The organism is Acinetobacter sp. CWB-B33, from assembly GCF_039655955.1.
Taxonomy (GTDB): domain Bacteria; phylum Pseudomonadota; class Gammaproteobacteria; order Pseudomonadales; family Moraxellaceae; genus Acinetobacter; species Acinetobacter bouvetii.
In genome coordinates this window covers 278,693-295,899 of sequence record NZ_JAGFEU010000003.1, presented here as the reverse complement: position 1 = coordinate 295,899, position 17,207 = coordinate 278,693, and the positions used below count along the sequence as shown (strand labels likewise).

Below are 17,207 nucleotides of genomic sequence, written 5' to 3'. Positions count from 1 at the left end.
TCTCATTGATATATTGCATGTCGCAGAAATGCCGGTTTGGCTTTCAATTATCTGAAATTTTACTCAAAATTTATTTAAATCATATTATTCATATTCACGATCGGCAGCATGACTGCAATCACAATCACCAAAACAATGCTGGCCATCAGCACCAGCATCAGCGGTTCCAGTAAAGCCAGCAAGGTTGAAATCAGCGTAGAGACTTCCCGGTCCTGCATGGCCGATGCGCGCTCCAGCATCCGGTCCAGCTCCCCTGAAGCTTCGCCGCTTCGAATCATTTGTACCATCATTGGCGGGAAATAACCACTGCGCTCCAGCTGCGTCGCTAAGTTGCCGCCTTCGGTGACTTTTTCGGCGGCTAAATTGACGGAATCCCGGATCACCCAGTTATTGCTGACCGCGGCGCCAATTTTCAGCGCATCGACCAGCGGCACACCGGACTTGGTTAAAATGGACAGCGTGCTGGCAAAGCGCGCAGCATTAATGCCTTTAGACAGCTTGCTGAATAAGGGAAGCCGCAGCGTCAACCGGTCAAAAGCATAGTGCCCTGCAGCCGTCCGCAAAAAACGCGCCAGCAGGAAAAAAACCAGCGCCGCGCCTGTCAGCAGGAATGGCCATGCCGCGCGGATAAAATCACTGGCATTCATTAATGCAACCGTAATCCATGGCAGCGCGCCTTTGTCCTGATCAAAGGTTTTGACAATATCCGGCACCACATACGTCATCAGCCCCATCACAATAGCGAAGGACATCAGCATCAGAATGACCGGGTAAATCATTGCGCCCTGCACTTTCTTCTGCATGGCAAAACGGTTTTCGGTGTAATCCGCCAGCTGATCCAGAATCAGATCCAGATGGCCTGAACGCTCACCGGCGGCAATCGTCGCAATATATAATTCGGGAAACCGCCCCGCTTGACTGAGCGCATTCGCTAAAGAGTGCCCTTCCAGCACTTTAGAGCGGACAGACATCAATAAGCTCTGCACATGGGCTTTTTCATTTTGCTTGCCCACTGCGCGGATCGCTTCTTCCAATGGAATCGAAGCAGCCACCAGCACAGACAGCTGGCGGGTCAACAGCGCTAAATCATAAGACGTTATGCTTTTTTGAAACCAGCGGTTTTGCGCGCGTTTCTCTTTTTGCTCGACAGGATCGACTGCTACCGGAATCAGCGCTTTATCGCGCAGCTGCTGGCGGATTTGGCGTGCTGAATCGCCTTCTAGCACACCCTTCTGCTGCTTCCCTGAAGCATCAATGGCGGTAAACTGATATGCTGGCATTGCAATGCTCTAATTTTCCAAAAATTTGGGCAGCGCAGTTGCGCCCAACCCTTAAAATCATTCATATTCTTAGATATAAATTATTTGCTCACTCTAACATAACTCTGCTTCGATCACGACGAAATTTAAAATAGGATGACATCAGCTTTTTATGCAAGTTTCAGCCCCTGCCCCAAACACGGTTTACCGGGTCCGCGTTGCCGTTCCAGTCTATCTGTATGACTGTTTTGACTATAGCCTGAGCTGCGAACAATACCAGCAGGCGCAAATTGGCGCACGGGTGGCCATATCATTTGGCCGGCAGAATTTAATCGGGGTGATCACAGATAAGCTGGCGCCGGATGCGCCGCTGGACCCCTCAATCAGACTCAAAGCCATTACTGAATTGCTGGATGATCAGGCCATTTTAGACGGCAAAGTTTTAAGTTTGCTGACATGGGCTTCGCAATATTATCAATTTCCCATTGGCGAAGTCATTCAAAGCGCATTGCCTGCGCTGCTGCGCCAAGGCAAGCCCTATAATTTATTGGCGCGCACATGGAAACTGCTGGATGATGATGCCGAGAGCAAAATTAAGCGCTCAGAACGGCAGCAGGAAGCCTATAAAGTATTAAAGCTGCATCCTTCAGGCACGGCAGAAAATTTGCTGAATTTAGCCGGTGTTGAAACAGCAACATTAAAAGCGCTGGAGAAAAAAGGCATTTGCGAATGCGTACTGGACGCGCAGGATTTCAGCCCCATGCCGGTCAGTATGGCGCAGATGCCCCTGACCGCAAATCCAGACCAGAAAAAAGCCATTGAAAGCATCCTGAAAGCGCGTAAAAAATATCAAGCCTTTCTGCTGGATGGCTTAACCGGCAGCGGCAAAACCGAAGTCTATCTGCAAGTGATGCAGGACGTGCTGAAGCAAGGCAAGCAGGTGCTGGTTCTGGTGCCTGAAATTGGCCTGACGCCGCAAACCATCAGCCGCTTTCAGTCCCGCTTTCACTGCAATATCGCCCTGCTGCATTCCGGCTTAAATGACTCCAAGCGGCTGCAGGCCTGGCAAGCGGCGCAAACGGGCAAAGCCTCGATTATTTTAGGCACCCGCTCAGCCATCTTTACCCCGCTGCCGAATTTAGGACTGATCATTTTAGATGAGGAGCATGACCTGTCCTTTAAGCAGCAGGAAGGCTTCCGCTACCATGCGCGGGATATTGCACTGTACCGCGGCCATCTGGAACAGTGCCCCGTGGTGCTGGGATCGGCTACGCCCAGCATCGACAGCTACGCGCTGGTGCAGAATGGCAAAATGAGCTGTTTGGAGCTGAATCAGCGCGCAGGCTCCGCACTGATGCCGAAGATTCATATTCTGGATTTAAAAGTGGCGCAGAAGCAGCACGGCATCAGCCAAATGCTGCTGGATGAAATGAAAAAGCGCCTCGACAAAAAAGAACAGGTGCTGGTGTTTTTAAACCGGCGCGGCTATGCGCCGGTGCTGATTTGCGAAAGCTGCGCCTGGCAGGCCAAATGCCCGCACTGCGATGCCAACTTTACCGTGCACCGCACGCCTTATCAGCATTTGCACTGCCACCACTGCGGTACCATTCACCGCATGCCCAGCCATTGCCCGCAGTGCAGCCATACAGAATTAAAATCAATTGGCATGGGCACCGCCAAGGTTGAAGACAGCCTGAATGAACTGTTTCCCGATTATGATGTAATCCGGGTTGACCGGGATTCGACCAGCCGTGTCGGCAGCTGGCAGAAGATTTACGATAAAATTCAAAAGAGCGAGCCTGCAATTTTACTGGGAACGCAAATGCTGGCCAAAGGCCATCACTTCCCGTATGTGACTTTGGTGGCGATTTTAGACATCGACTCCGGGCTGCTGAGCGTCGACTTCCGCGCGACGGAACGCACCGCGCAGCTGGTGGTGCAAGTGGCGGGACGCGCGGGGCGCGGTGAGCGCAAAGGCGATGTCTATCTGCAGACCCTGCGTCCAGAGCATCCGCTGCTGAATACGCTGGTGCAGGAAGACTACCGCCAGTTTGCCAAGCAGACGCTGAAAGAGCGCCAAGCTGCGCTGATGCCGCCGTTCCGTTATGCCGCGCTGATCCGCTGCGAATCGAAAGATCAAAAACTGAACACAGATTTTTTACAGCAGCATGCCCAGCTTTTAAGGCAAAATTCGGAACATAGCGTAGACATCTGGGGCCCGATTCCAGCGCCGATGGAACGCAAGGCCGGACGCTATCAGTCCCATATGGTGCTGCTGTCTGCAGACCGCGCCAGACTGCATTTCTATATCCGGCACTGGTGGCTGAATATGCTTCATCAGAAGCCTTCCACTATGAAACTGAGTTTAGACATTGACCCGCAGGAGCTGAGTTAAAGCTGTTTTAACCCCTCAGCCCTTTCGCTGCATACTGTACAGAAAGAAACAGAACTAGGATGGACACATGCCACTACTGCTGCAAATCACCATTTTTTTAGGCGCATCGCTGCTGCTGGTGCCCTTGCTGAAGCGTTTTGGCATCGCAACCGTATTGGGCTATTTATTTACCGGCATGCTGCTGGGACCGAATGTTCTGAATATTGCCAGCGATGCCGTGGCGATTCAGGAACTGGGCGATTTCGGCGTGATTCTGCTGATGTTTATTATTGGACTGGAACTGCGTCCGCAGCGCCTGTGGGAAATGCGCCACTCCATCTTTGTCATGGGCAGCCTGCAGGTCGGCATTTCAGGCATCCTGCTGGCAGTCATCTGTTTCTTTACCCTGCAGCAAAGCATTGCCGCCAGCACTGTGATTGGCTTTGCGCTGGCATTATCATCCACTGCATTTATCCTGCAGCTATTGACGGAAAAACAGCAGCTGAACACCACTTTTGGCCAGCAGTCTTTTTCCATTCTGCTGTTTCAGGATATGGCGGCCATTCCATTAATTGCCATTATTCCGCTGCTCGCCGGCACAGAATCCACCCATCACGGCGTTGCCTACTTTGCTGCGATAGTTGCTACATTTACCGGGCTGTTTCTGTTCAGCCGCTACCTGATGCGGCCCTTTTTCCGTTTTGTCGCCAAAAGCGGCGCGCATGAACTGATCACGGCTGTTGGCCTATTCATTATTTTGGGCGTCGTAGGGCTGATGGATGTGCTTGGAATCAGCACCACATTAGGCGCTTTCTTAACAGGCGTCCTGCTGGCAGATTCTGAATTCCGCCATGAATTGGAAGCCAGTATTGCACCCTTTAAAGGGCTATTGCTGGGCCTCTTCTTTATGACAGTAGGTATGACCACCAAGCTGTCACTCTTCATTGATATGCCTGCGCTGATTATTGGCGGTGCGTTAACGCTGCTGCTGGTGAAATTACTGACATTAACCGCCATAGCCCGCTATTTTCAGCAGTCATGGCGCAATAGCCTGATGCTTGGCGCCTGTCTGGCGCAAGGCGGTGAATTTGCCTTTGTGGTGTTCAGCGTAGCGGTCAGTGAACACGTGCTGACTCAAGCCATGATGGAACCGCTAACACTGATGGTAACTTTGTCTATGGTGCTGACACCCGTCATTTACTGGCTCATGCAGTCGGTGATTCTGCCTTATTTTGATAAGGAAGAAAGCGCGCCGCAGTATGATGATATTCCAGACCAGCACCCTCCCATTATCATTGCAGGCTTTGGCCGCTTTGGACAAATCATTGCCCGTGTTGCGCATATTCAGCATCAGCCTTTTACCGCAATTGACAGCAATTTAGATAAGGTTGATTTTGTCCGAACGTATGGCGGTCAGCTTTATTATGGCGATGCAGCACAGCCTGACATACTGCGGGCGGCAGGTATTGAACATGCCAAAGCCTTTGTTTTGGCGATTGATGATATTGAAGATTCAATGAATATTGCGCGTCATATCCGCCTGAATTATCCCAATCTAAAACTGCTGGTACGCGCACGCGACCGCCATCATGTGCATCTGCTGCGGGATATTGGTGTAGAGCATATTTGGCGTGAAACCTATTTATCATCACTGGGCATGGCTTATCATCTGCTGCGCGATGTGGGCGTAAATGAAGATGATGCCTATAAAAGCATTGAGCTTTTCCGTAATTTTGATGAAGAATTGCTGGCGCAGCAGCAGCACATTTATACCGATGAACAAAAAGTGTATGAAACACATCGTAACGCTTTAGCCGAGCTGGAACATTTATTTGCCAGTGATACGCAAATCCGCCAATCGACAACAGGCGTTGATTTACAGCGCGGTTTAGAACGCAGCCGCATTGATGTCACAAGAGATGATCTTGAATGACTTGTGTTTTACAATAGTGTCACCATTAATGCAGGGTTATGGAGAATTTTATGTCTGATTTACGCCAACGTTTTTTTATTGAAAATAGCCCTGTGCGCGGTGAGATTGTTCACCTTGAAGAAGCCCTTCAGACTATTCTTGCACAGCGCAGCTATGCTCCTGCAGTGCAGATTTTATTAGGCGAAATGCTGAGCGCAACTGCGCTGCTGGCCAGCACATTAAAAATCAAAGGCCGTATCAGCTTGCAAATTCAGGCATCAGGTACTTTTAAATGGGGTATGGCGGAGTGCAATCACTTAGGTGAAGTACGCGCTTTGGCGGACTATGAAGAAGATCCGCATTTTCTTCAAGCCGAAGATAGTAGCACCGTGTTGAAAACACTGCAAAATCCTGTACTGTTTATTAATATTGAACCAGAACACGGCGAACGCTATCAAGGTATCGTGCCTTTGGATCAGCCAACTTTGGCAGGCTGTTTAATGCAGTACTATGATCTTTCTGCACAAATTCCAACACGTATTGTCTTGGCAAGTACAGCACAGCGCGCGGGCGGTCTGCTGATTCAGCTGCTGCCGCGTAATAGCGAAGATGAACAGCGCATGGTTGATGAAGACCTATGGCCACGTATCACCATGCTGACTGAAACTTTAAAAACAGAAGAACTCACAGAGCTGGACAGCAATGAAATTCTTTACCGTTTATATAATGAAGAAGAAGTTCGTCTGCCAGAAGTTGAAAAACTGCATTTTGGCTGTACCTGTTCTAAAGAACGCTGTGCCACTGCTTTGATTCAAATTGGTGCGCCTGCAGTCCGTGAGACGCTGGAACATCAAAATCCAATTACCATGGATTGCCAATTCTGCAATACCCAATACACCTTCACCGCAGAAGAAGCATTGGGCTTGTTTGGTGAGCATCTCAGCTAAGCACATTACACTTTAAAAAGCATCCTTCGGGATGCTTTTTTTATGCACGGGAAAAGCCCAAAGAAAAACCATCTGAATTTCACATAAATGAGCACTTAACAATTCGATGAATAAACTTGCTATCTCAAATTGATCTTGTAAACTCTGCGCGGAAATAAAGCAACAACAGTAAAAACAGCTTTGTTTTTAACAATACAAAAAATTAAAAATATATGGATCCTCCAAATGAATAAGACCGTTATCTTCAGCCTATTCGCCTTTTTTGCCCTCAGTTTTCAAGCCTATGCCGCAGATATTGCCGGCACATGGAAAACAATTGATGACAAAACTGGCTATGCCCGCGCCGAAGTCAAAATCAGCAAACTCAAAGATGGCAGCTACGCAGGAAAAATTATTAAAATTCACGCCATCCCCAACCGTCCAGCCATTTCTAAGTGTGAAAAATGCGAAGGCAATTTAAAAAATGCGCCTCTACTGGGCTTAGCCATTCTTTCAGGTTTTGAAAAAAATGCATCAAGGACCAATGAATACATCAATGGAAAAATTATTGATCCACTTTCAGGCAATACCTATCAAAGCAAAGGCCAGCTCAATGCGCGCGGCAATGTCTTGACCATTCGTGGCTATGTCGGCACCACCTTACTGGGCCGAACAGTTTCTTGGATTCGTATCGACTAATCAAAGCTTTTATTTTCGTTTAAGCTGCTGCATTTGATGCAGCGCTTAGCTCAAAAACCTATTATTCAATATCAGGCCACAATGGCCTTCCTCCGTCCTCATTTTTGCGCTATGCAATTTTGATTTAGGCAAACACCTCCAGCCATACAAATTTCGCAATTCATTGAAATAATTTAGCTTTATTGATAAATAACGCTGGTGTTCAAATTATATTTCACTATATATTAAATCCTTATTTTTTTTATGCCTTTAATTTTAACGGTTTATTGTTTGAGCTCATTTTCATGAAATTTAATTTAATTACTGCCCTCTTTCTCAGTCTTTACAGCTTCAGCTTTGCTGCATGGGCTGCAACCGACCCTTTGCTCGGAACATGGAAAACGATTGATGACCGTACAGGCTACTCGCTATCCGATGTCGTGATCAGCAAGGATAAAAATAATCAGTATTCCGCCAAAATTATCAGTACTCGTTCAGTTCCTGGAACCGCTGCGCAGGACACCTGTATCAAATGCGCAGGCGCTCAGAAAAATATGCCCGTGATTGGCATGACCATGCTGTCAGGTTTAAGCGCCGATCCAGCGCATCAGCATGAATATACCGGCGGAAAAATGCTGGATCTGAATTCCGGCCAGCACTCTGCAGCCCGCGCCCGCCTCATGAACAGCGGCAAACATTTGCTGATCCATAGCCGGGCTGATGGCGCTGCAGTTGGCCGCAATTTAACGTGGGTCAAATACTGAACCGGATTGAATGCGCCAGATTTTTAGATAAAAGCCTGCCGGATTGAGGAAAAAATCACAAAAATGCCAGGACCGTGATGAAATTATCAATTTATCCATTTGATTTTTAAAAAAATTACTATAGATTAGTGCATCTGCTCTAAAATCAATTATAAATTTGTTATGGGGAAAAGCATGCAGGGTCTTTATAAAAGTCTACTGACTGGATTATTTTTATCTTCAGTTTCTATGTTCAGCATGGCTGTCACTCATGATCCGCTGATCGGCAAATGGAAAACCATTGATGACCGTTCAGGATATTCCCGGGCTGATGTAGAAATACGCAAAAAACCGGATGGAACTTATGAAGGCGTTATTGTTGAAACCCGCAGTCTGCCTGGCGCTGAAAAAGCAGTCTATTGCTCAAATTGCCCTGGCGCTCTGAAAGGCAAGCCATTTATCGGCCTGCCGTTCGTATGGGGATTTAAAGCCAGTGAAAATAATCCAAATGAATTTGTAGATGGAAAAGTACTGGATCCGATCGGCGGCAAAATTTATAAAGGCAAGGCAAAACTGAACGCAACAGGAAAGCGCCTGACATTGCGCGGCTATATTGGCATTTCTGTTATTGGCCGCAGCGTGACATGGGTTAAATATTAATACTTTAACAGCATTTAAAAAAAGGCCTCAAAATTAGAGGCCTTTTTTTATTGTTATACTTTGAAACAATATGCATCAAATAAACACTGTTTCATTTCTATGAAGGCCCATATATTGATTAAAAGATTATCAATATTAAGCAGAGTTCATAGTAGAGAATATGGCAAAAAATTATTATGAGGTGCTTGGCGTATCGCGTGATGCTTCACAGGATCAACTGAAAAAAGCCTACCGGAAACTGGCGCGGAAATATCATCCGGATGTAAGCAAAGAAACTGATGCCGAAACCCGCATGCAGGAAATAAATGTCGCTTATGACACCTTAAGCAATGAAGAAAAAAAACAGGAGTATGACTTTCAGCTGGATCATCCTGAAGGCTTTGGCCAATTTGGCGGTCAAGCTGGACGCAGCGGTTCCGGTTTTGATGATTCACAATTTTACCGCTACAGTTCCAGTCAAAATGGCCAGCAGGCAGATTTCAGCGGATTTGAAGATCTGTTTGGCCGCTTTGGCTCCGGTTTTGGCGGCGGCCAAAGCCAGTACCAGCAGAGCCGCCGGACCAAACAGCCGTATAAAGGCGAAGATCAGCACGCCAGTATCGAGGTTGATTTAGATATTGCCTACACAGGCGCCACCCAGAATATTACCTTGCAGATTCCGACTTTAAATGCTTATGGGGAACCTGAAGTACAGCGCAAAACGCTGCAGGTTAAAATTCCAAAAGGCTTAAAGGATGGCCAGCAAATCCGCCTCAGCGGTCAAGGCCAGTCTGGCATCAATGGCGGCGCCAATGGTGACCTGTATATTGAAGTGCATTACCGCAGCAGTCCCCGTCTGCATGCCGATGGCGCAGATGTGTATATGACTGTTGATGTAGCGCCATGGGAAGCCGCTCTGGGGGAAAGCATTCAAGTCAGAACCTTGGATGGCGGTACAGTTCAGGTCAATTTGCCGAAAAATGCAAAAACAGGCCAGCAGCTGCGCCTCAAAGATAAAGGGATACCAAATAAAACATCTGGTCATTTGTATTTGGTATTAAATATAGTAAACCCTCCTGCTCAAAGTGCGGAAGAGCAGCAGGCATATAAGGCATTTGCTGAAACATTTCAGCAATTTAAGCCTAGACAGCCTTAAGGAGTACCCTCATGACAACAATTTATTACCGTGAAATTGTATCTGACGGCTGCGAACAGACTGAAATTGTCGATGAACAGCGCAGTTTTGACTTGCAGCATTTTGCCCAAGCCTGCGGACAAAGCCCAGAATGGGTGCTGCAGCTGCTGGAGTACGATATTTTGCCGAACCGGCCTGACAGCCGCGTGCACCAGTTTTTTGGCGATGATATTTCCCGCGCGCGGCGCGCATACCGTTTACAGCGGGACTTCGATGCCAGCTTTACGGCAGTGGCCATGATGCTGGATTTAATTGATGAAGTGCAGAACTTGCGACGTCAAGTCAAACATCAGCAATTCCAGCCCCACTAATCTATTCTGATCTCTTCCCCAGCAGCCGTGCTGCTGGGGAAGCTGGATATTTTTTTCATTTATCTGAGAGAACTGTTCAAGCTTATGAAAACCAAAGAATGCAATAAAAAGATTAAAAATATGTTTCCTGAGTTTAAGGAATTGATACAAAAACTCCGTGAGGACAATCCGCATTTCGCTCATCTTTTTGAGCGGCATGAAGAATTGGATCAGGAGATTTGCCAGCTGGAGCAAGACCCTGTCAACTTGATCAATATTGATATTGAGAGCTTAAAGCGGAAAAAACTGAAACTGAAAGATGAAATATACCGGCTGCTGAAGCAGACACAAAACGGTAATTTTGCATTTTAATCCCTTATCTGCAAAGTTCCGGCAGTCCCCTGCATAGCTCCTAACACTTGATCTTGACGTGCATTTCCGGCACAAAATTACAGTGCGGCTCGGCAAATGAAAAGGCCGTAATCATCTGCATGCAAACTGGCCTCCCAAGGAAACGGCCCAGCCATGGACATTTCTGCTGCCGCCGCAGCATTTAGGATCGTGATTGCACGGAACAGTGAGGCAGATCCAGTGACTGGCTTTATTTGATCCTTGTCAGCTTTTCCACCTCTTTTAGCGTGCCTTTTACAGTCTGCTTCAGAGGCTCATAATCTAAAAACCAGAATAAGCTTAAATGCTGATCTTGATTTTGCTGCGCCAGCATATCAATAACGCTCTTCTCGCCCCGGCCAACCATATGCCTGCGGTAAAAATAGTAAATCAGCAATACCGTGGTGATCAGCATGATGCCCAGCATAATCCAAAAGCCACGTTCGTATTTCAGCCCCGGAATAAACTCAAAATTCATGCCGTAGATCCCTGTCAGCAAAGTCAGCGGCGCGAAAACTGCGGTAATAATCGCAAGAATGCGCATATTTTCATTGGTCTGATTCGCAATGGCTGAAAAATGCAGATCAATCGCCGCCTGTACAGCCCCCCGCAGCCGAATCGTATGCTTCTGAATCCGTTCGATATGGCTGCTTAAATCATCCATCCGCACCAGCATAATATCTTGCCGTTCTGTTTTCTTTTTACCTTTTAAATGCGGGTAATTATCGACGATTTCATCACGCAGCTCCTGCAGGCACTCAATCTGCTCTTCGCAGAGATTTTCAACTTGCTGGAATGCCATGTTTTCCTGCAGCAGCTGCTGCCATTTGCTGAACCGGCGGTGGCCCTGCAGCAGTTCCTGCTGCCAGTATTCTACACGGCGGGTTAATGGCATGCGCAAATCCAAATAACCATCCACCATGCTGTTCAGCAGCCGCAGCGTAAGATCAAGCGTTGTCAGCGGCAGTTTTTTAGTTTTATTCTGCTCATCTATATTGCGGGCTAAAATGGCATTGATTCGCTGCAGATAATTTTCTACCTCCTTGTTGCCTTTTTCCCGAACGGTAATCAGCGCCTGCGGCGTCATAATAAAACTGATGGGCGTTGTAGCCAGCCCAAAAACACGCTCATGCTGTTCTAAAGCCTTTGCACCCGTTTTAATATCATCGTCAGGAGTAATCAGTTTCCTGAACACCAGCAGATCATAATCATCCATGGTGTCAAAAGAGCATGGGTGCTCTAAATTGAGAATATCTTTAAGGTGATATTCATTCAGCCACACTGAGGCCTGTTCAGCAATTTCCTGCTGCCACGCTTCAGCGCGGTTCACAACATCTTCACGGGTGCAGTCTATCCAGATAAATTCAGGTTCTGTTGATGCATCTAAGCAGCCTTTCTGCACATAGATATGCTTGTCCGCCGGTTGCTGAAAAAATGAATAAATTTGCATGGACCCAATTCTTATTTGTCTTTCCTCCCCTGCATCATGCCATAAAAAAAGCCTGCATCAAGCAGGCTTTTTTTATATTACAAATTCAAAACATCAGGCAATTAAGCTTGTTCAATGTCTTTCATTGTCAATTTAATACGGCCGCGGTTGTCAACATCCGCAACTTGTACTTTCACTTCTTGACCTTCTTTCAATACGTCTGAAACGTTCGCAATGCGCTCATTCGAGATTTGAGAGATGTGAAGCAAGCCGTCAGTACCCGGAAGAATATTTACAAACGCACCGAATTCAACAATACGAATCACTTTACCGACATACAGTGTGCCTGGTTCAATTTCAGCAGTCAGCGCTTGGATTTTCGCTACAGCAGCTGAAGCAGCCGCTTTAGTTTCACCAAATACGCGGACTGTGCCGTTGTCTTCAATGTCAATCGCCGCTTTAGTTTCTTCAGTGATCGCGCGGATAGTTGCGCCGCCTTTACCAATCACATCACGGATCTTGTCCGGGTTGATGTTGATCACCTGGAATGTAGGCGCGAACATTGAAATTTCAGGGCGAGCGCGTGAAATGACTTGGTTCATTTCATTCAGGATGTGCATACGGCCAGCATAAGCTTGGTTTAATGCAGACTCCATGATCTCTTCAGTAATCCCTTCGATCTTGATGTCCATTTGAAGCGCAGTAATACCATTGGCAGAACCTGCTACTTTAAAGTCCATGTCGCCAAGGTGGTCTTCGTCACCCAGGATGTCAGAAAGAACTGCGAAACGCTCGCCTTCTTTCACGAGGCCCATTGCGATACCCGCAACTGGTGCTTTAAGTGGAACACCTGCATCCATAAGTGATAATGAAGCACCACATACAGAAGCCATTGAAGATGAACCGTTAGATTCAGTGATGTCAGATACGATACGGATTACGTACGGGAAGCGGTCAGCTGCAGGAAGAACAGCTTGAACACCACGGCGCGCTAAACGGCCGTGACCGATTTCACGGCGCTTTGGACCAGATTCACGGCCAGTTTCACCTACAGAGTATGCAGGGAAGTTGTAGTGAAGCATGAAGTTGTCAGTTTTAGTACCTGCAAGGGTATCAACCATTAACGCATCACGAGTGTTACCCAGTGTCGTTGTTACCAATGCTTGAGTTTCACCGCGTGTGAACAATGCAGAACCGTGCGCACGACCTAATACGCCAACTTGTACGTCAATTGCGCGGACAGTTTTAGTATCACGGCCATCAATACGCGGTTTGCCAGACAAGATGTTGTCACGAACCGTACGGTATTTAAGGTCTTCGAATAATTCGTTTACTTCATCAGCAATGCCAGTTTCGTCATTTTCAGGAACGAATTGAGCCAATGCTTCTTCTTGAAGTGCATCAAGTGCTGCATAACGGTCGTGCTTAACAGCGATGGTGTATGCTTCAGAAATTTTCGCTTCGAATGCTTCTTTTAGTTTGCCAAGAAGTTCTTCGTTTTTAACTGGAGCAACCCAAGTTGACTCAACTGCACCAGCAGCTGCAGCAAATTCTTTGATCGCTTGGATCGCGATTTGCATTTCGTCATGACCGAACAATACAGCGCCCAGCATTTGGTCTTCTGATAGTTCTTTCGCTTCAGACTCAACCATCAATACAGCAGACTCTGTACCTGCAACAACAAGGTCAAGATCAGATTCTTTTAACTGTTCGTGGTTCGGGTTCAGGATGTATTCGCCGTTGATCAAACCAACACGCGCGCCGCCGATTGGACCGCGGAACGGTGTGCCAGCAATAGACATTGCTGCAGATGTACCCAACATTGCAGCAATGTCAGCATCCATAGTTTTGTCAGAAGAAATAACAGTTGCTGTAACTTGGATTTCGTTGAAGTAACCTTCTGGGAACAACGGACGGATTGGACGGTCAATCAGACGTGAAATTAAAGTTTCAGCTTCAGACGCACGGCCTTCACGCTTGCCGTAACCGCCAGGGATACGGCCAGCAGCATATTGTTTTTCTTGATAGTTAACAGTCAATGGGAAGAAGTCTTGACCTGCTTTTGCTTTTGGTTGAGCAACAACAGCAACAAGTACTTGTACGCCGCCCATTGTAATCACAACAGTGTTTGCTTGACGTGCAACACGGCCTGTTTCCAGCACAACATTGTGCTGACCGAATTGGAATTCTTTACGAATAATATTAAACATCGACATGTTTTATTTTTTCCTAGTTCTTGTGAACAATTATTCTAGTGGAGACCCCTAAGGTTTGGCATTCACTCAGCTAAAACTAGCCCGCAACATAAATGACAAAGCTTAGAAGCCGACCTCACTAGAGACATTAAATACACATTTAAGACACAAAGAAGGAGCGAATCATCGCCCCTTCCCCATTATCCAACCAAGGTTGGATAGACTTTAGATTTCAGTATTACGGCATTCGACATGCAATAGTCCGAAAATCAAAGTTTAATCGAATTAACGACGTAAACCTAAAGCAGCAATCAAAGCGCTGTAACGAGTAGCGTCTTTACCTTTAAGGTAGTCAAGAAGCTTACGACGCTGGTTAACCATACGGATAAGACCGCGGCGGCTATGATGGTCGTGTTTGTGTTCTTTGAAGTGACCTTGCAAATCATTGATTTGAGCAGTCAAAAGAGCTACTTGAACTTCTGGTGAACCAGTGTCGTTTTCAGCGCGAGCGAATTTTGCAACGATCTCTGCGCGATCTGCGTTTGTTAAAGCCATTCGATTTCTCCGAGATGCTTATAAATTACATTTGATACAAATCAAACTGATTCTTCAAAATCAATTTGACTGCCGTGCATCACTACAGCAAGTGCATTATATTAAGGGAAAAACGGCCCGATTGCAAAAATACATCGCCGCAATTTCAATAAAGTTTCATGGCAATTTAATAAAAATCTTGAACCGTGCAGCTGATCAATCTCCGTTCAATTTTTTTATTCAATAAATTTCAATTGACTGCATATTTTCTGCCACGGCAGGCCAGATTAGACTCTATTCATGCCCCCTCATTGAAAAAAGTATGGTTTCAGCCATGGTTATTATTCAGACGCTGGTATTTTTTGCCAATATAAACACACAACTCTTGCTCAGAATAGAAAAAGCCCGAGCAGAGCTCGGGCTTTTTTGCGCTGTAGTTTCTTCTTTTTTCATTATAATTTTATTATTTATTGTGTTTTTGTGCGCTTTCCGCGTCTTTTAAACAAACATTCCATGTTTTAACTAGCATTTCCCTATGTGGTACATTTTGCCACAAAACTGCTGTTTAAAAAGCCGCCTTTTTCGCATCTATTTGTAAGCTTTTTCTTACAGCAAATCCGCCATTTCTTGATTTTTCATGCATTCAATCCCTCAAACAGGCATAAAAAAGCCCTGCAGTCTCTCCCAAAACTGCAAGGCTTAGCGGCTGTAAGTTTCCTCTTTACTTACTTCACTGTAAGTTCGCTGTCTGATGACGTTATTATTATTTTTTTGCGATTGTACTCAACATTCCATATCGAGCGTTTTATTGTGTGAAGTCATCTTCTCAGAAACCGAATCAAAGCTCTATGCGCAAATCTCTCGAAATGATGTAAGAAATTACTTACACGAATATGTCACATTATTGGCATAATATTCCAAGTTTTTGAGCAATTTGACCGGATAACCCGCTTCTTCTCGCAGTTTGGACTGTCATGGCCGCAGCCAGTGCAGAGGGCGCTGCTAAAAGGCTGACGGCTTTTTTTGCCCGGGTAATGGCTGTATAAATCAATTCCTTGCTCAGCAATTGCAGTGCATTGGCATCCAACACCACTGCCGTATGCTTGAATTCAGAACCTTGTGATTTATGAATGGTCATGGCATACGCTGTTTCGATATTTTTCGGCAGCCGCGCCGCAGCCACCCATTTCTGCAGACTGGGAAAATACACAGAAAACTGCACTTTTCCAGCCTGCCTCCGGCCAAAGCAAATGCCAATATCGCCATTAGACAGCCCCAGCTGATAATCATTGTAAGTCATCATCACTGGCCGGCCAGTATACCATTCCCCTGTTTTGGCCTGAGCGGTTTGCTTTAAGATGCGTGCTTCCATCTGTTCATTCAGCGCCTTCAGCCCCAAATAGCCATGACGCACAGCGGCCAAAATCCGGTAATCGTCAAAATGATGAATGACTGCGCCTATCGGCGGCGCATCACTGTCTGAGGCCAAATATTCATCCAAGGCCGCAGCATAAGCCTTAAACCCCAGCATCAGCTGATCATAATAGGCGGCCCAATCCATTTGAATCTGATGGCCTTGCCCTTCTTCAGGCAGATACTGCAGCTGAACCACGTCCTGCATATCCGGAGTCAGCGTAACCGCCTGCAAAGCGCCGGCTGGCGCAATTTCCTGCTCAAAACGCGCGAGCACCTCTTGCTCAGATGCATTCTGCTGAATAAAAGCCGCCATGCGCCCAATCAGCTTTTCACCATCAAAACGGTGGCTGGTAATGAGATTAATCCTATTTGAAGCAAGCTCCGGCACCTGCTGCAAATCCGCCAGCACAGCGCCGACATCAACCGAAGCCAGCTGATTGGCATCTCCCAGCAGAATCAGGCGGGTTTCTGGCGCTATAGCGGCAAACAGCATCTGCGCCAAATTCAAATCCAGCATCGAAGCCTCATCCACTACAATGACATCAAAAGGCAGCGGGCGTTTAGCATGAAAACGCGGACGCTGATCCTCACCCAAGCCCAGCAGTCGGTGAATCGTAATGGGCATCAGGCGTGTCAGATTCTCACTGACCAAATCCTGCAGCTTGGCATCATTAAATGAATTCTGCAGCGCTTCTTTCATGCGCTGCGCGGCCTTGCCGGTCGGCGCTGCCATGGCGATGCGGATGCCGGGATTCAACTGATTCATCACGGCAATAATTCGCGCCAAGGTGTACGTTTTTCCAGTGCCCGGTCCGCCGGTAATGATGCTGAGCGCATTTTCCGCCACCATTTGCAGCGCGCGCTGCTGCTGCGGATCGGTCAGCAGCGCCATATGCTGCTCTGTCAATTGCGCAGTTTGAATATTCTGCCGCTTCAACTGCGCAGCCGCCTGCGCCAGCTGATCTTCCAAAGCCCAGTAACGGTATAAATATAGATGCTGGCCGTCAAAGATAAAAGGCGCAATCACTTGAGTAGCAGCCTGCTCTGCATCGATGCTCAAACCCTGCAGCTGCAGCGCTTGAGATTCAGCGCACTGGATACAGCTGTCACCCTGTTCAATCGCTTGAAAAACCTGCTGCAGTAGCAATGCTGCCGGCTCTTGCGCATCCTCTGAAATGCGCAGCGAAATCAAGCTATTGATCCAAGCCTGCATATTCAAGCGTTTAG

14 protein-coding genes are annotated in these 17,207 nt (G+C 46.9%); 9 read left to right on the top strand and 5 right to left on the bottom strand.

Features of this window, described 5'->3' with window-relative positions:
* Window positions 1-74: 74 nt before the first annotated feature.
* Window positions 75-1,280: a type II secretion system inner membrane protein GspF gene (gspF, locus tag JZ784_RS10730; protein ID WP_346314867.1), complete on the bottom strand. Its 1,206-nt coding sequence runs from the start codon at window positions 1,278-1,280 to the stop codon at window positions 75-77.
* Window positions 1,281-1,431: 151 nt separating this feature from the next.
* Here gspF and JZ784_RS10725 point away from each other — a divergent pair, with 151 nt between their 5' ends.
* From JZ784_RS10725 to JZ784_RS10685, 9 genes are all read left to right on the top strand, one after another.
* Window positions 1,432-3,654, top strand: a complete 2,223-nt coding sequence (locus JZ784_RS10725; RefSeq protein WP_346314866.1) for a primosomal protein N' — start codon at window positions 1,432-1,434, stop codon at window positions 3,652-3,654.
* 67 nt (window positions 3,655-3,721) lie between these two features.
* Window positions 3,722-5,566: a monovalent cation:proton antiporter-2 (CPA2) family protein gene (locus JZ784_RS10720; protein WP_346314865.1), complete on the top strand. Its 1,845-nt coding sequence runs from the start codon at window positions 3,722-3,724 to the stop codon at window positions 5,564-5,566.
* 50 nt (window positions 5,567-5,616) lie between these two features.
* On the top strand, window positions 5,617-6,492 hold the full coding sequence (locus tag JZ784_RS10715; protein ID WP_346314864.1) for an Hsp33 family molecular chaperone HslO: 876 nt from the start codon (window positions 5,617-5,619) through the stop codon (window positions 6,490-6,492).
* Window positions 6,493-6,717: 225 nt separating this feature from the next.
* A complete protein-coding gene (locus JZ784_RS10710; RefSeq protein WP_346314863.1) occupies window positions 6,718-7,170 on the top strand; it encodes a DUF2147 domain-containing protein in 453 nt (150 codons plus the stop codon).
* 284 nt (window positions 7,171-7,454) lie between these two features.
* Window positions 7,455-7,913 (top strand): DUF2147 domain-containing protein, encoded by a 459-nt coding sequence (locus JZ784_RS10705; protein WP_346314862.1) that lies wholly within the window; start codon window positions 7,455-7,457, stop codon window positions 7,911-7,913.
* A 174-nt stretch (window positions 7,914-8,087) separates the two neighbouring features.
* Complete coding sequence (locus JZ784_RS10700; protein ID WP_005007069.1) at window positions 8,088-8,552, top strand: DUF2147 domain-containing protein; 465 nt, start codon at window positions 8,088-8,090, stop codon at window positions 8,550-8,552.
* A gap of 160 nt (window positions 8,553-8,712) precedes the next feature.
* On the top strand, window positions 8,713-9,687 hold the full coding sequence (locus JZ784_RS10695; RefSeq protein ID WP_346314861.1) for a DnaJ C-terminal domain-containing protein: 975 nt from the start codon (window positions 8,713-8,715) through the stop codon (window positions 9,685-9,687).
* 11 nt (window positions 9,688-9,698) lie between these two features.
* The gene (locus tag JZ784_RS10690) at window positions 9,699-10,037 is read left to right on the top strand and encodes a chaperone modulator CbpM (RefSeq protein ID WP_005007066.1); all 339 of its coding nucleotides are present in this window, start codon (window positions 9,699-9,701) and stop codon (window positions 10,035-10,037) included.
* Window positions 10,038-10,121: 84 nt separating this feature from the next.
* Window positions 10,122-10,388, top strand: a complete 267-nt coding sequence (locus JZ784_RS10685) for a DUF465 domain-containing protein (RefSeq protein ID WP_005007065.1) — start codon at window positions 10,122-10,124, stop codon at window positions 10,386-10,388.
* A 229-nt stretch (window positions 10,389-10,617) separates the two neighbouring features.
* Here JZ784_RS10685 and JZ784_RS10680 read toward each other — a convergent pair whose 3' ends face one another.
* The 4 genes from JZ784_RS10680 to recD form a co-directional block, all read right to left on the bottom strand.
* Window positions 10,618-11,856, bottom strand: coding sequence for a magnesium transporter CorA family protein (locus JZ784_RS10680; protein WP_346314860.1), 1,239 nt, complete (start codon window positions 11,854-11,856; stop codon window positions 10,618-10,620).
* A gap of 101 nt (window positions 11,857-11,957) precedes the next feature.
* Window positions 11,958-14,045: a polyribonucleotide nucleotidyltransferase gene (gene pnp, locus JZ784_RS10675; protein ID WP_171457685.1), complete on the bottom strand. Its 2,088-nt coding sequence runs from the start codon at window positions 14,043-14,045 to the stop codon at window positions 11,958-11,960.
* A 270-nt stretch (window positions 14,046-14,315) separates the two neighbouring features.
* Complete coding sequence (gene rpsO, locus JZ784_RS10670; protein WP_005007057.1) at window positions 14,316-14,585, bottom strand: 30S ribosomal protein S15; 270 nt, start codon at window positions 14,583-14,585, stop codon at window positions 14,316-14,318.
* A gap of 880 nt (window positions 14,586-15,465) precedes the next feature.
* The gene (gene recD / locus JZ784_RS10665; RefSeq protein WP_346315040.1) at window positions 15,466-17,193 is read right to left on the bottom strand and encodes an exodeoxyribonuclease V subunit alpha; all 1,728 of its coding nucleotides are present in this window, start codon (window positions 17,191-17,193) and stop codon (window positions 15,466-15,468) included.
* Between the last annotated feature and the right edge of the window lie 14 nt (window positions 17,194-17,207).